A 15,662-nucleotide genomic window follows, 5' to 3' on the forward strand; every position below is an offset into this window, starting at 1 on the left:
CTCATAATCTTTTCCTATTCTTATTTATGATCTGTATTAAATCTGTTTTCTACTGATTGTGCATATTTCGACATACTAAAACAAATTATCCAATAAATCATGGTTACAAAAACATAACCTTCTGTTTCAAATCCTAACCAATGTGGATCTGTTGTTGTTAAAGTTACCATTGCTAAAACATCAAATAATCCAATAATCAATACAAGCGTTGTGTCTTTAAATAAAGCAACGAATGATCCAACAATATTAGGAATTGATATTTTTAATGCTTGTGGCAAGATAACTAATCCCATTGCCTGCCAATATGAAAGTCCAATTGAATCAGCAGCTTCATATTGACCTTTTGGAATCGCTTGTAATCCACCTCTTACAACTTCTGCAATATAGGCAGCTTGGAAAAGAGTAACACCTATTAATGCTCTTAATAATTTATCAAAAGTTACACCTTCTGGGAAAAATAAAGGAAGAATTACAGATGACATAAATAACAAAGTAATTAAAGGAACACCTCTAATAAATTCTATGTATAAAACACTTATTGTTTTTATTATTGGCATGTTCGATTGTCTTCCTAATGCAAATATAATCCCAATAGGAAAAGATACAACAATACCAACAGATGCAACAACTAAAGTAAGCAATAATCCACCCCATTTTGTTGTTGGAACAACTTCTAAACCTAATCCTCCGTGAATTAATATGTATGAAATAATAGGAAATAAAATAAGTATACTTGCTCTTACTTTTATGTGTTTTATTTTTTTGAATAATACTATTGAAGCTACAAATAAAGCTAAAATAAGATTTGGTCTCCAATATAAGTTTTCTGGATAAAAACCATAAATAAACTGATTGAATTTTTCATAAATAAAAATCCATCTTGCCCCATGTTTTGTTATCTCTTCTTTTGTTCCTGTCCATGTTGCATCAAAAATCATCCAATTTAACAATGGTGGAATAATATAATAAAGTAAAACAAGAGATAAAATAGTTAGAATCGAACTAATTGGTGATGGGAAAAGATTTTCTTTTATCCACTTAATAGGTCCACTTATTCCTAAAGGAGCGGGTCTTGTTTCTAGTTTTTCATAAATTGCCATTATCTCTCCTTTATTTGTATTTTTGCATTAATAACATTCATTATAATAGAAATGAATATACTAATTGATAAATACACAGCCATTGTCATTAAAATTATTTCTATGGCTTGACCAACTTGATTTAATGCAGTTCCTGCAAATAATGTTACAAGTTCTGGGTATCCAATTGCAGTTGCAAGAGATGAATTTTTCATTAAATTTAAATATTGATTAATAACAGGAGGAATAATAACTCTTAGTGCTTGAGGAAGAATAACTCTTCTTAAAATAATATGGTTTTTTAATCCTAATGCATTTGCAGCTTCTTTTTGTCCTTTTGGCACAGCTTCTATACCTGCTCTTACAGCTTCCGCTATATAAGTTGCTGGATAAATACTTAATGCAAAAGATAAAGCTAAAAGTTCAGGAGTCATTGTCCAACCACCTACAAAGTTAAAGCCTTTAAGTTGTGAATATTCAAGTGATGCAGGTGAACCACTAATAAAGTAAACTAAAATAGGTCCTGCAATTAAGATAATTAAAGAAGTCCAAAAAACTGGAAATTCTTCTCCTGTTTCATCATGTTTCTTTTTTGCCCATTTTGCAAGATAAACAACACCTGCAATGGCAATAAAAAATGCAATAATAACAGAAATAAAGCCACTTTCTAAAATAGGTCTAGGGATATATAATCCTCTATTGTTTAAGAAAAATGCATCCATATAAGACATTGATTGTCGAGGACCTGGGAGTGCGGCTAATACAACATTATACCAAAATAGTATTTGTAAGAGTATTGGAATATTTCTAAATGTCTCTACATATACTAAACAAAGTTTAGAAATCATAAAGTTCTTTGATAATCTACCAATTCCAACTAATAGTCCAATTACTGAAGAAAAGAATATACCAATACCTGATACTAAGAGTGTATTTAATATTCCAATTACAAATACTCTTGCATAAGTATCTGATTCTGTATAAGAAATTAGTGTTGATATGATACCAAATCCAGCTTCATTACCTAAAAAGTCAAATCCTGTATTAATCCCACGTTTTTCGATGTTAACAAACATATTGTGTAAAACATAATATGTAAATAAAAATATCATTGTTAAAGCTAATATTTGATAAATAATTGCTCTAATCTTTGGATTATTGTAAAAAGCGACGCCTTTTACTATTTTTTTGTGTTCTTTCATTCTTTCACCTTATAATTAAAAAAGGGGAAGTTATTCTTCCCCTCTTTTTTTATTAAATAATTTTTGTAAATAGTTTACTTAGATTATCTAATAGGTGCTCCATATTGAAGACCACCATCTTTCCAAAGTTTATTTAATCCTCTTTCAATTTTTAAAGGAGAATCTTTACCAACATTTCTATCAAATGATTCACCATAATTTCCAACTTGTTTGATTACATTGTATGCCCATTTTGGATCTAACCCAAGATTTTTACCAATATCACCAGTTACTCCAAGAAGTCTTTGGATATTTGGATTTGGACTTTTTAACATTTCATCTACATTTTTAGAATTAACACCTAAATCTTCTGCATTTAACATTGCAATTTCAGTCCATTTTACGATGTTAAACCATTTGTCATCACCTTGTCTTACAACAGGGCCTAAAGGCTCTTTTGAAATAATTTCAGGAAGTACAATTGCTGAATTTGGGTCTTTTAATTGAGTTCTTAATGAATATAATTGAGAAGCATCAGAAGTTAAAGCATCACATCTTCCTTCTTCAAAACCTTGAATTGATTGTGCTGATGTATCATATGTAATTGGAGTATAATCCATTTTATTTGCTTTAAAGTAATCTGTTAAGTTAAGCTCAGTTGTAGTTCCAGCTTGGATACAAAAAGTTGCTCCACTTAATTCTTTTGCAGATTTAACACCCAATTTTTTTGATACTAAGAAACCTTGACCATCATAGTAATTTACACCTGTAAAGTTTAAACCTAATGAAGTATCTCTTGTAGCTGTCCAAGTTGTATTTCTAGCTAGTACATCAATTTCACCACTTTGTAGGGCAGTAAATCTCTCTTTTGCATTTAAATGAGCATATTTAACTTTTGATGCATCCCCTAAAACAGCAGCAGCAACTGCTCTACAAACATCAACATCAATACCTTTCCAAACCCCATCTGAATCAGGAGCAGCAAAACCTGGAAGCCCTGTGTTTAGTCCACAACTTAATTTCCCATTTTTCATAGTTGTATCTAATGTATCAGCAGATGATACAGTCGATGCAATCGCTAGCGCAGCTATACTTAAAGATAGTGTCTTTAATAGTTTCATTTCTAATCCTTTTGTTTAGTGTAAATTGAAATTTAATTCATAGAAAATTCTACTAGAATTGCATAGCAAAAGAGTAGCAGAGCTGTATATTTTTTAACCACTTTTAATAAATTGATAGCTTTTTTAATTTTATTTAAAAATAAATTTGTGTGTGAGATAGTTTTTTCAGTAATTTTGATAGAGGAATAAAAGATAAAAAGTAGTAAATTTACTTTTTATCTTCTAGATGTTTTGAGAAACTATATAAGTCTTTTTTCTTTAAATCTCCATTATAAACAATTTTTCTTGGATCAACATTATCATCTTTTAACATACTTGGAACAGCATCTGAGTTATTTAATACTTTTATATTTTCATCAAGTTCATCTTCACTATAAGCCATTTGCATATCAGCACTCATAACATTAGGAATTGCCTCTATTATTCTTAACTTTTCTAATTCTTCTTTAACGCTACTTCCTTCAATAGTGATGATAACTCTTCCTTTTTCATCATTCATATGGTAATCACAAGCTTTGCAGTTTTTTAAATCCTCTATAACTTGGTCTAAATGTTTTGGTAGTGTTTGAACTACTATACTTGAAATGTTCATATTATTCCTTTATTTTGTAATAGTTTATTTTGTCATTGTCACTGGCAACTAAAATTTCATTGTTATTTATAAATAAAATTTTAGTAAGTGTCATTTTATTCTCTTTTAATTGACATAAATCTTTTTTTGATGAAGTATCAAAAATAGTTACATCATTGTTTTCGTTTGATGAATAAGCGGCTAGGGTTGCTTTTGAATTTAAAGCACAAGAATAAATTAAAAAACTTGATTCTTTATAAAATGCATCATTTTTTGAGTAAAATACAACTCTTCTATCTTGTCCAGCAGTTAAAATTTTCCCATTTTTGAAATCAACTTGAAAGACATTGTCCAAATTTTTACCTTTGTATGTTTTCAGTAAATTCCCTGTTTGAACATCACATAATTTTAAATTTCCGCTTTCATCTGCAATTATAATCTTTTTTTTATTTTCATTTAGTGCAAAATAAGAAAATTTTGATTGGCTCATTTGTTTATTGTATATAATTTTTTTTTCATTTATATTATATAAGAGTAATTCATTACTTAAAAGTGAAAATATAATTTCATTTTCATTTATAAATTTAGCTTGTGCAATAAATAAATGTTTTGTATCCGGAACAATAGTACTTAACTTTCCATTTTCATAAATATCAATTTTTCTTGCCCCTTTTTCTCCTTGAGATAAAATTAAAATTTTATTTTTTAATACATCAATTGAGTATATTTTACTGTCATTAGTTTCTCCTATAAAATCTTTTACTTGAGGAATTGTAATATTTGAAATTAATTTGAAATCTTTTAAGTTAAAGATGTTTATTCTTCCAGCACTTGTTGAAACAAATAACTTATTATCATTTATAACTAAATCAGTTGCTCCTGCACTTATGTTCACTATTTTTGTTGGCATTATTTCATTTGCATTTAAAAAAGATATCATAAAAAGTATAAGTAAAATTTTTACAGTATTCATTCTTATCCTATCTTTATCGCATTTGTTGGGCAAACTTTTAAACAAAATCCACAAGAGGTACAATTTTCACTTATCTGTGGTCGAAACATTCCTAAAAATTTTATAGCATCATCAAGGCAAGGGTCTTTGCAAGAAAAACACATGGTTTGATTCCAACTTAGACATTCTAAAATATTTATTTCTATTTTTGCAGATATATTTTTTTTATATTCAAGTTTTAAAACTTCGCTTGGGCAAACTTTTACACACTCATCACAAAAAGTACATCCACTATTTGTAAAATCTAGTTTTGGAGTTTTGTCTTTTTGTATTACTATTATATTTACTTCACAAGAGTTAGCACACAATCCTTCACATTTGATACACTCACTTAAAAAGAGTGCTTCATTATTATAATATGGTGGACGAATTACTTTCTCTTGCTTTTCATTATTTTTAAATGATGAAGCAAGAGAGCTAAATAGCTCTCTTCTTTTCATAATTTATTTTACACCTTCATCTATATTTTTGATTAAATTTGATGAGTTTTTTTCACCGCTTTCTCTAAAATCAGCTTTGAAATTATTTCCTACAATTAATTTTGTCTCTGATTGAGGTGCATGACATTGACTACAGTTAAATCTTGCCCCTGCCAAATGTCCTAAACTCTTTTGTTCTGGAAGTTTTAAGTCACTTGTATTTACAATCATTTTACCATCTTTTACAATTCTACCATTTTCAGATAAAGAAGTTTTCGGTCTAAAATCTGTAAGGTGTGTTTTTGGTACAGGAACTGCTCCCATTGATTCTGCAATTGCTGGATCATGACACATAATACATTGATTATTATCTATAGTTATTGGTAACATTCCTTCAACATCATGGGGAATCATTGGTGGAGCATTTTCAAATGCTCTATCAATTTTTGTTGATGTTCCAGCTGCTGCTTTAGCATAATCTGTTTTATCTGGAACAATACTCTTTTCAGTATAAATATCTACTTTTCTTAAGCCTAAAGACTCTTCTGAATAAGTTTTTTGAGCAATAGCACAACCTGTAACAAATATTGCAGTTATTGTTGCTAATCCTAAAGTTATTTTAGTAATTTTCATTTTTTTCTCCTATTTTTTTGCTAATCTATTAATTATTGAAAAATTTAAAGCATCATCTTCACAAACTTCAATACATCTAGCACAATTAGTACACTCTCCTGAAAGAACAGGGATTGACTCTTTTCCTATCATTGACAAAACTTGGTTCTCATGACATACTTCTTTGCACTTCATACATTCAGTACATTTAACATGATTATGAGTAACTCTTAAAAAGCTATATTTTCCTACAAGTGAATAAAATCCACCTAAAGGACAAATATGACCACACCATCCATTTTTTAAAACAAAAAGATCAAAAAGGAAAATGATAAGCATTGCAGCCCAGCCAAATCCAAGACCAAAAACTAAACCTCTATGAACCATAGATATAGGTGAAATGAATTCAAAAGCACTTACACCTAAGATAGTTGATAGTATTAAACTTAGAGCTAAAACCCAATATCTCATATTTCTACTAGCTGGTTGTTTTTTTTGTACAGTGTCAAATCTTAATTTTCTTCTAATAAATGAACTTAAATCAGTTATTATATTAACAGGGCATACCCATGAACAAAAAACTCTTCCTCCAATAAAAAAATAAAATAGTGTTATTATTGATGCACCTACAATTATATTTATTGATACTAACGCACCTGCAAAGAGCATTTGTAAAACAGCAAATGGATCACTTAAAGGAATTGTTTCAAATAATAATGATGAACTTAAATTCCCTTGTAAAATTGTTATTCCATAAATATTTGCAAAGATATACAAAGTCATAATTGATATTTGACTTACTCTTCTTAAAATAAGATATCGGTTTTTTAAAAGTAAATTAGTCATCTAATAAATCTCCCATATCATTTAAAGAATCAATTGCTTTATCTTTACTTATCTTTGTTGTTGTTTTAATCTCTTTTGCATTTTTAACTCTTTTTTGGTCTTTTTCATCCCAACCTTTTACATAATAATCGCCGGCTTTTCCTAAGGCAATTTCTTTAGGTAAGACAAAAATTGAAGCTTTTTGTGTAACACATGCTCTTTCACACAATCCACATCCAGTACAAACATCTGTATGAACAACAGGTTTCATAAAAGAGTGTTTTCCTGTTCTTTGATTTTTTTCATATTCAATAGTAATAGCTTGACCTAATATTGGACAAGCTCTATAACATGCATCACATTGTATACCCCAAAAAGCAATACAACTTTGGTTATCAATAACAGCAACTCCCATATTTGCACTGTTGATATCAAGTTTTCCATTTGTACTAACTAACTTTTCATCTAAGGCATTAGTTGGACAAACAGGAACACATGGAATATCAATACACATATAACATGGTATTTCCCTTGGAGTAAAAAATGGTGTTCCAAGGGGCTTATTATCACCTGGTTTTGCTAATTTTAAAGTATCAAAAGGACAGGCTTCAACACACAAACCACATTTAATACAGGTTGATAAAAAATCTTTTTCATTTAAAGCACCAGGTGGTCTAAGTATTAATTTAGAGGCAGTTACTTCATCAACATAAGCACTCCAAATAAGACCACTAAGAGCTACAAGACCTACTGTTCTTGCACTTTTTAAAAGAAATTCTCTTCTATCATTATTCATTTTTTCTTCTTTTATGCTTTATAAATTTTTACAGCACATTTTTTATAATCTGTTTGTTTTGACATTGGACAAGTTGCATCCAAACAAACTTTATTAATAAATACTTTTTCATCAAACCATGGAACAAAAACCAAACCTCTTGAAGGTCTATTTCTACCTCTTGTCTCAATTCTAGCTTTTACTTTTCCTCTTCTTGATTCAACCCAAGCTAATTCACCTTGTTTTACATCATATTTTTTAGCATCAACAGGATGCATATAACATAAGGCTTCTGGTACTGCTCTAAATAATTCTGGAACTCTCATAGTCATTGTTCCTGAGTGCCAATGTTCTAAAACTCTTCCTGTACACATCCATACTGGATACTCTTCATTTGGTATTTCTGGTGCATCCATATAAGGTCTTGCAAATATTTTTGCTTTATTAATTAAAGGTTTTTTCTCTTTATTTGTAATACCTTGTAAATCTCCAAATGGAAGTGCTTTTGCAAGTTTTCCATAAAAAGCGTGAGAATTATTTGTACCTGCTTCTTTTACTGCATGTGCTGCATATGGGTCATATTTAACATTAAATCTCCATTGTGTTTCTTTCCCATCTACAACTGGCCATTTAAGTCCTCTTACTTTGTGATAAGTATCAAAATCAGCTAAATCATGTCCATGACCTCTACCAAAACTAGCATACTCTTCAAATAAATATTTTTGAACAAAGAATCCATATCCTTCAAATACTTTTCCATCACTTCCTACAACATTTCTCTTATCTCCAAATACTTCAGAGTTATCAAATCCTGCTTGAACTGGGTCTTCTAAATCAGCTTTATAAGATTTCGCTTTTTCATTGGCAAATAAAATTTCATACATAGTTGTATTTTCATCATAACCCATTTTTTTAGCTTCATTTATTACATCTGGAAGTTTTTTCTTACCACCAGTACTTAATAATGATTGTTCACCCCATAAGTCTTTTACCGTAAATCTTTTTGATAATTCAAGCCATTGCCAAGTATCACTCATAGCATCACCTACTGGTAATACTTGTTGTCTCCAATGTTGAGTTCTTCTTTCAGCATTTCCATATGCTCCCCATTTTTCATAAATCATAGCTGATGGTAAAATCAAATCAGACACTTTTGCAGAAATCCCAGGATATCCATCACTTGTAACAATAAAGTTATCCATTTGTCTTGCGGCTTTTATCCAATGAGATGCACTAGCACTATCTTGATAAGGGTTACAAACATTAACCCAAGCAAATTTCATAGAACCATCTTCTAAGTCCCTATGAATTTTCATAATGTCTTGATGACCTTTTGGATTTAAAGTACCTTGAGGAATTCCCCAAACTTTTTCAGCAATACTTCTATGTTTTGGATTTGCTACCATCATATCAGCTGGTAATCTATGTGCAAATGTTCCAACTTCTCTAGCTGTTCCACAAGCACTTGGTTGTCCTGTAAGTGAAAATGCTCCCGAACCTGGTTTTGCTTGTTTATTTAATAAAAAGTGTACATTATAAGCTAGAGTATTTACCCATGAACCTCTTGTATGTTGATTCATTCCCATAGTCCAAAAAGAAACAACTTTTCTATTTTTTTCAATATAAAGATCAGCTAATTCTTTGATTTTCTTTTTAAAATCTTCATCTGATTCATCAGGATTACCTTTTGAAACTTGTGTAACATAATCAGCAGTATATGGTTCTAAGAATTTTTTATATTCTTCAAAAGATATTTCCCAATGTTTTAATCCGGCATTTTTGTTAACCATCATATCACCTTCTTTATATCCATAAGGAGCTAAGGCTGGTGCTTCATCTTTTGATACAACTTTTTGCATCTCTTTAGAGATAGTTTCCATCTCTTTTTGCGTATATTTACCTTCAACAATTGATTTTTCATCAGATCTTCTCATCCCATAACCCATATTTACAGGACTTGCTGCAAATACAATATTATTTTTAACAAAATCCCAATCTATAGATTCTGGATTATTATAAACAATTTCCCTTGCTATATAATTCCACAATGCTAAGTCTGAATTTGGTTTAAATATAATTTCAGTATCAGCTAAATCTGAGGTTCTATGTCTATAAGTTGATAAATTTATAACTTTTACTTTATCAGGATTTGATAATTTTCTATCTGTAACTCTTGACCACAAAATAGGGTGCATTTCTGCCATATTTGAACCCCAAGATACAACTGTATCAGTTAGTTCTATATCATCATAACAACCACTTGGCTCATCAATACCAAATGTTTGGTAAAAACCAACAACAGCACTTGCCATACAGTGTCTAGCATTTGGATCAATTGCATTTGATCTAAAACCAGCTTTCATCATTTTTTGAGCTGCATAACCTTCCATAACTGTATATTGTCCACTTGCAAATATACCAATTCCTTCTGGACCTTTTTCTTTTAGAGCTTTTTTCATGTGAACTTCCATCTCATCAAATGCTCGTTCCCAAGAAATAGGTGTAAACTCACCATTTTTATCAAATTCACCTTTTTGGTTAACTCTTAATAATGGTTGTTTTAATCTATCTGCTCCATACATAATTTTTGCATTGAAGTAACCTTTTATACAATTAAGTCCTCTGTTTACTGGTGCTGCTGGGTCACCTTTTACTGCAACTATTTTTCCGCCTTTAGTTGCAAGCATAATCCCACAACCTGTACCACAAAATCTACATGCAGCTTTGTCCCATCTCCAGCCACCTTCAGCTTCATTTGCCTTAGCTTGAAGGGCAGTTGGTACATTCATACCAATAGCTGCTGCTGCACTTGCTGCTGCAGAGCTTTTTAAGAATTCTCTTCTTGATAATGTCATTTTATCTCCTTTGAAAAGTTTAAGTCAATTTCTAACTTCCTAATTCTAACCGTTAAAATTAACATAATCCTTGACTCTAATCAATTTTTATAAGTTTTAATTAAGGAGTCTTTTTGTCCTATTACTTTTGTGTTATATTTTGTTATAATAAATTAAAAATTTTGATAGATAATATTTTGGAGTTTATATGGATTTTCATACATTTATAAGAGCAGTTGGAACAGGACCTAAATCAAATAGAGAATTAACACAAGAAGAGATGAAAGATTGTATTAGGCAAATTTTAAATAAAGAAGTGTCAAATGAAATTATAGTTGCTTTTTTATTAGGATGGAGAGTAAGACTTGAAACAAATGCAGAACTAAAAGCTACTTTAGATGTGTGTAATGAATATATCAAAAAAGTAAATATTCCTAATTCTATAGAGTTAGGATTTCCTTATGATGGTAAAACAGATGCAACATATCTTTTCCCACTTGTTGGAAAGTATTTAAAAAAGTTTGATTTGGACATTGTTATAAGTGGTGATATTATGCAACCAGCTAAAAGTGGTATTACAATAAAAGATATTGCTACAAATGTAAAACTTGATGATAATATTCATTATTTTGATAGAGCTGAATTCTTACCAAAACTAAGTGCAATTACTGATTTAAGAAGAATATTAAAATTAAGAAGTGCTTTTAATACTGTGGAAAAACTACTTAATCCTGCAAATTCAAGATTTGCATTAACTTCTGCGTATCATAAACCTTATGTAGAAAAGTATAGTGAAATATTTGCTTCAAACTATGAAAAATTTATTGTAGTAAAAGCAGCAGAGGGAAGACCAGAGATTTTCAATAAATCAAAAGCTTGGTTAAAAACCCAAAATGGACTTGAAGAGTTTATTATAGACCCAGAGTATTATGGAATAAATTACAATAAAACTTTTGAAAAGATTACATTAGAAGAAGCAATAGAAGAGATCAATAATCCAAGTGCAGATTTAGAAAAATTAGCAAAACTAAATGCAGCATTACACTTATTTTGTGCAAATAAAGCTGATGATATAAATAGTGCTTATGAGATGTTAGATTAATGAGTAATTTTCCTATCTCTTTAAATTTAGAAAATAAAAAAATTTTAGTTATAGGTGCAGGGAAAATTGCTACAAGCAAAATAAAGAAATTGTTAGATTTTACAAAAAATATAGTTGTACTTGCACCCAATATAAGTGATGAGTTGGAAAAACTTAATATAAAAACTTTAAAAAAGAGATATGAAAAGAGTGATATTGAAAATTTTCACATTGTAATTGCTTGTATTGATGATATAAATCTTCAAAGGGAGATTTACAAACATACAAGAGAAAAAAATATTCTATATAATTGTGTAGATATTTATGAATTGTGTGATTTTACTTTCTCATCAATAATAAAAAAAGATGATTTAGTAATTACTATTTCCACAAGTGGAGCTTCTCCTTCTTTTTCAAAAGAATTAAAAAAATATTTGGAAAAGATTATTCCAAATAATGTAGGAAGCTTTTTAAAAAATATGAAAAACTTAAGAGCTACTATGCCAAAAGGAGAAGAGAGAATGGAAATGCTAAGAAAAAAAAGTAAAGAGTTTATCTCTTCTATAAAATAAATTTAATCAAACCATCTTAACTGTTCTCTTAAGTTCACAACTTTTCCTACTATTATTATTGCAGGAGATTTTAAACCTTTTGATTTTTCAACAATATTCTCTAAAGTTCCAGTTACTACTTTTTGTTCTTTTGTTGTTCCTTTTGAAATAACAGCACAGGGGTAATTTTTATCCTTTCCAAGACTTATTAGTTTTGAGCTAATTAAATCAATATTATGTAATCCCATTAAAAAGACAATTGTTTCGTCATTTAAAAAGGTTTGCCACTCTATTTGTGAGATTTTTTTATTTGGTGTTTCATGTCCTGTTACTACTCTAAAAGAAGTAGTAATTCCCCTATGAGTTACTGGAATTCCAGCATATGAAGCAACAGCAACAGAGGAACTAATACCTGGAATTATTTCAAACTTTATATCTCTTTCAAATAAGTAAATTGCTTCTTCTCCTCCTCTACCAAATACAAAAGGATCTCCCCCTTTTAATCTAACAACATTTTCATACTGTTGTGAGGCTTGAAAAAGTATTTCATTTATCTCATTTTGGGGAACAGTGTGTTTTTTATTCTCTTTTCCAACATATTTTAAAACAACATTTTCTTTTGCATATTCTAATATCTCTTTATTTACTAATCTATCATAAACTATGATATCTGCATTTTTTATTGCATTTATAGCTTTTAATGTCAATAATTCAGGATCACCAGGACCTGCACCTGTTAAATAAACTTTTCCCACATATTGCCTTTTTTATATCTATATTTTTGTTTTTCGCCCAATGACTAAATTATTTAATTCATTTCTTAATTCTTGAAGTTTTTTTGTTGAATTAATTAAATCTTCTGTAGATTGAATAATTATATCTTCACTTTTATTTATTGCTCTATTTACATCTGAAGAGTTTTCAAGTTCATCTAATACTTTGTCAAATTCATCTGTTATCTCTTCAAGCTTAGAACTTGCATTTTGTGAATGTTGCATAGCAACAGCTGAATCATTCATAGCAGAATTTATTTTATTAATAAAACAATTAAAAGTATCAGTTACATCTAAAATCTCTTTTTCATTTACATCAATAGAAATAGGTGTTAGTTGTTCATTACTTTCATTAGCTATTTTTTTTGAAAATTCTAAAAACTTATTAGCATTTTCTTCAATACTTTTTAGTTGAATAAAACTATATACTATTAATATTATTATTAAAAAGGCAGCTATGTATTGGAAGTTTTTGATTAGAATAGTTTTATTTTCTGTATAAACTGTGTACATGCTAACTAAGTTATCAACTTCTTGAAGTAAATTATTATTGGTATTATAAACTGTTTCAACTATAGAAGCTAAAAGTTTTAAACTAGATTCATCATTTTTTAATTGTAGTTTCTTAAACTCTTCTATATTGTGAAAGAATTCTTTCCATAAAATCTCCACTTTATATACTTGTTGTCCAATCTTATCATTGGGAACAGGTGAAATACCTATTAACTTATTTCCATTTTTTAATGAATCTAGATTTTTAATAAATTCATCACTTGCACTATTTAATTCAGAAAAGTTTGTTTTTTTCGTGTAATAAAGATAAAAAATATTTTTTGATATCTTTTGTGTAAGCATCCTTTCTTTTCCTACAATATTCATAATCAATGCATCTTTTTTATTTCTATCATTTAAATATACGGTAGTAAAAATTATCATAGCCATTAATACTATAAATAAAGCACCTAATAATTTTATCTTTGTACTTATTTTATTTGTTTTCAAATCCCAACTCCTCTAAAGGTTGATTCTAATTGTTCTTTATTTAAAACTATAACATCACTTTTTTCAATACTAATAGAACCATTTCTAGTAAGCTTTTTTAAAACTCTTGAAAGTGTTTCTGGCTGAATATGTAACATAAAAGATACCTCTTGCCTTTTTAGTTTATTGAACAGTTCAAGATCATTGTAAATCATAAAAGCAACTTTTGCTGTTGAGTCAAAAACTAATTCTCTATTTACTATACATTGCAATTGGTGAGTTTTTTCTAGAAGTGTTTCAATTAGTTTTATTGATAAAATATTTTTAGATAAAAACATTTCTTTAAACTTTTCAAAATTTATTGATAAAACAATAGAATCCTCTGAAAATTCTGCATTTGAAAAACAATAAATATTGCTATTATTTACAGAAGTTAATTCAGAAATCATTGAGTTTTTGTAAATATGATATAAGAATATCTCATTCCCAAATTTATCAAATTTGTATATTTTTATAAGGCCATTAACTAAAAAAAGAATATTTTCTTTTATTTCATCTTCATAATAAAGTATTGAGTCTTTAGGATAAGTAATTAAGTTAGATATTGTCGCTAATTCTTTAATTTCCTCTTCTTTTAATTGCGTAAAAAAGTCTAATTGAGTAATAGTCTTTATTTTGTCCACTAAATTCCTTGTGTACTTTTTATTTAAGGAATTTTATAATAAGCTAACGAAATTTTATATTAAGTGCCATTTTTTTTGGTGCGTTGAGGTGTGCAAATGTTAAAAGATGGACATGGAAGAGTAGTTGACTATTTAAGGGTATCAGTAACTGAAAGATGTAACTTTAGATGTCAATACTGTATGCCAGAAAAACCATTTTCTTGGGTTCCTAAAGAAGAACTTTTATCATACGAAGAATTATTTAAATTTATAAAAGTTTGTATTGATAGTGGTGTTAAAAAAGTAAGAATTACAGGTGGGGAACCACTTTTAAGAGAAGGTTTAGATAATTTTATAAGAATGATATCTGAATATAAAGATGATATTGATTTAGCTTTAACTACAAATGGATATTTGCTTCCTAAAGTTGCACAAAAATTAGCAGATGCAGGATTAAAAAGATTAAATATTTCTTTGGATAGCTTAAAACCAGAAGTTGCACAAAAGATTGCCCAAAAAGATGTATTAGGAACAGTTTTAAAAGGCATTGAAGCTGCGCACAAAGCAGGACTTAAAATCAAAATAAATTGCGTTCCTATGCAAAATATAAATGATAATGAACTTTGTGATATAGTTGAATTTTGTAAAACTAGAGGTTATAATGTCAGATTTATAGAGTTTATGGAAAATAATCATGCAAAAGATGGAGCTAAAGGATATGACTCTACCCAAATTCAAAATATCTTAAAAACTAAATACAAATTTGAAAAACAGGAACGAAGCGGCACCTCTCCTTCTCAAGATTATATTATGGATGATGGTTATGTATTTGGAATTATAGAACCACACAAAGATGATTTTTGCGCCAATTGCAATCGAATAAGACTTACCGCAAGCGGTATTCTAATACCTTGTTTATATTTTGAAGATTCTCAAAGTATAAAAGAGGCTATTCAAAATAATGACATTGATAAAGCTGCAGCTATTTTAAAAGATGTATTGTTAAATAAACCCGAAAAAAACAAATGGTCAGAAAATTCAGAAATCTCAACACGCGCTTTTTATGAAACTGGTGGGTGATAAACTTAACTATTCATTTCTTTACATTAAATAAAAATGCAAATAATAAATAATATTATTTATTATTTGCATCTCTTTTCTCTTCTTTTTATATTCAAATAATAC

General features: G+C 28.9%; 16 protein-coding genes. 3 read left to right on the top strand and 13 right to left on the bottom strand.

Features of this window, described 5'->3' with window-relative positions; translation table 11 throughout:
• Positions 1-20 precede the first annotated feature (20 nt).
• The 10 genes from CRU95_RS07590 to napA form a co-directional block, all read right to left on the bottom strand.
• Positions 21-1,100 carry an amino acid ABC transporter permease gene (locus CRU95_RS07590; RefSeq protein ID WP_129100545.1) on the bottom strand — a complete coding sequence of 360 codons (1,080 nt, stop codon included), beginning with the start codon at positions 1,098-1,100 and terminating at the stop codon, positions 21-23.
• On the bottom strand, positions 1,100-2,281 hold the full coding sequence (locus CRU95_RS07595) for an amino acid ABC transporter permease (protein WP_129100546.1): 1,182 nt from the start codon (positions 2,279-2,281) through the stop codon (positions 1,100-1,102). Before CRU95_RS07595 ends, CRU95_RS07590 begins: the two co-directional genes overlap by 1 nt.
• A gap of 83 nt (positions 2,282-2,364) precedes the next feature.
• Positions 2,365-3,381 carry an amino acid ABC transporter substrate-binding protein gene (locus CRU95_RS07600; RefSeq protein WP_129100547.1) on the bottom strand — a complete coding sequence of 339 codons (1,017 nt, stop codon included), beginning with the start codon at positions 3,379-3,381 and terminating at the stop codon, positions 2,365-2,367.
• 208 nt (positions 3,382-3,589) lie between these two features.
• Entirely contained in the window at positions 3,590-3,973 is a 384-nt protein-coding gene (locus CRU95_RS07605) for a chaperone NapD (RefSeq protein ID WP_129100548.1), read from the bottom strand.
• Between the two features lies 1 nt (position 3,974).
• Positions 3,975-4,925 (bottom strand): WD40 repeat domain-containing protein, encoded by a 951-nt coding sequence (locus CRU95_RS07610; RefSeq protein WP_129100549.1) that lies wholly within the window; start codon positions 4,923-4,925, stop codon positions 3,975-3,977.
• 2 nt (positions 4,926-4,927) lie between these two features.
• Positions 4,928-5,404 carry a ferredoxin-type protein NapF gene (locus tag CRU95_RS07615; protein WP_129100550.1) on the bottom strand — a complete coding sequence of 159 codons (477 nt, stop codon included), beginning with the start codon at positions 5,402-5,404 and terminating at the stop codon, positions 4,928-4,930.
• Positions 5,405-5,407: 3 nt separating this feature from the next.
• Positions 5,408-6,016: a nitrate reductase cytochrome c-type subunit gene (locus CRU95_RS07620; protein WP_129100551.1), complete on the bottom strand. Its 609-nt coding sequence runs from the start codon at positions 6,014-6,016 to the stop codon at positions 5,408-5,410.
• A 9-nt stretch (positions 6,017-6,025) separates the two neighbouring features.
• On the bottom strand, positions 6,026-6,841 hold the full coding sequence (gene napH / locus CRU95_RS07625) for a quinol dehydrogenase ferredoxin subunit NapH (protein WP_129100552.1): 816 nt from the start codon (positions 6,839-6,841) through the stop codon (positions 6,026-6,028).
• A complete protein-coding gene (gene napG / locus CRU95_RS07630) occupies positions 6,834-7,616 on the bottom strand; it encodes a ferredoxin-type protein NapG (protein ID WP_129100553.1) in 783 nt (260 codons plus the stop codon). Before napG ends, napH begins: the two co-directional genes overlap by 8 nt.
• Before the next feature lie 11 nt (positions 7,617-7,627).
• On the bottom strand, positions 7,628-10,450 hold the full coding sequence (gene napA, locus CRU95_RS07635) for a nitrate reductase catalytic subunit NapA (protein WP_129100554.1): 2,823 nt from the start codon (positions 10,448-10,450) through the stop codon (positions 7,628-7,630).
• A gap of 187 nt (positions 10,451-10,637) precedes the next feature.
• Between napA and CRU95_RS07640 the strand changes: the two genes are divergently transcribed.
• A complete protein-coding gene (locus tag CRU95_RS07640) occupies positions 10,638-11,531 on the top strand; it encodes a glycosyl transferase (RefSeq protein ID WP_129100555.1) in 894 nt (297 codons plus the stop codon).
• Complete coding sequence (locus tag CRU95_RS07645; RefSeq protein ID WP_129100556.1) at positions 11,531-12,082, top strand: bifunctional precorrin-2 dehydrogenase/sirohydrochlorin ferrochelatase; 552 nt, start codon at positions 11,531-11,533, stop codon at positions 12,080-12,082. The genes CRU95_RS07640 and CRU95_RS07645 overlap by 1 nt, the downstream gene beginning before the upstream one ends.
• A gap of 2 nt (positions 12,083-12,084) precedes the next feature.
• On the opposite strand, the gene cobA is transcribed toward CRU95_RS07645, so the two are convergent.
• Genes cobA through CRU95_RS07660 form a run of 3 tightly spaced genes read right to left on the bottom strand, consistent with a single transcriptional unit; the run spans position 12,085 to position 14,498 of the window.
• Positions 12,085-12,816 carry a uroporphyrinogen-III C-methyltransferase gene (gene cobA / locus CRU95_RS07650; protein WP_129100557.1) on the bottom strand — a complete coding sequence of 244 codons (732 nt, stop codon included), beginning with the start codon at positions 12,814-12,816 and terminating at the stop codon, positions 12,085-12,087.
• An 18-nt stretch (positions 12,817-12,834) separates the two neighbouring features.
• Positions 12,835-13,836 carry a type IV pili methyl-accepting chemotaxis transducer N-terminal domain-containing protein gene (locus CRU95_RS07655; protein WP_129100558.1) on the bottom strand — a complete coding sequence of 334 codons (1,002 nt, stop codon included), beginning with the start codon at positions 13,834-13,836 and terminating at the stop codon, positions 12,835-12,837.
• Entirely contained in the window at positions 13,833-14,498 is a 666-nt protein-coding gene (locus tag CRU95_RS07660; protein ID WP_129100559.1) for a Crp/Fnr family transcriptional regulator, read from the bottom strand. Before CRU95_RS07660 ends, CRU95_RS07655 begins: the two co-directional genes overlap by 4 nt.
• A 96-nt stretch (positions 14,499-14,594) precedes the next feature.
• On the opposite strand from CRU95_RS07660, the gene moaA reads away from it, so the two are divergent.
• Positions 14,595-15,557 carry a GTP 3',8-cyclase MoaA gene (gene moaA / locus CRU95_RS07665; RefSeq protein ID WP_129100560.1) on the top strand — a complete coding sequence of 321 codons (963 nt, stop codon included), beginning with the start codon at positions 14,595-14,597 and terminating at the stop codon, positions 15,555-15,557.
• Positions 15,558-15,662 lie beyond the last annotated feature (105 nt).

The organism is Arcobacter sp. F2176 (genome assembly GCF_004116465.1).
Taxonomy (GTDB): Bacteria; Campylobacterota; Campylobacteria; order Campylobacterales; family Arcobacteraceae; genus Arcobacter; species Arcobacter siniprincipis.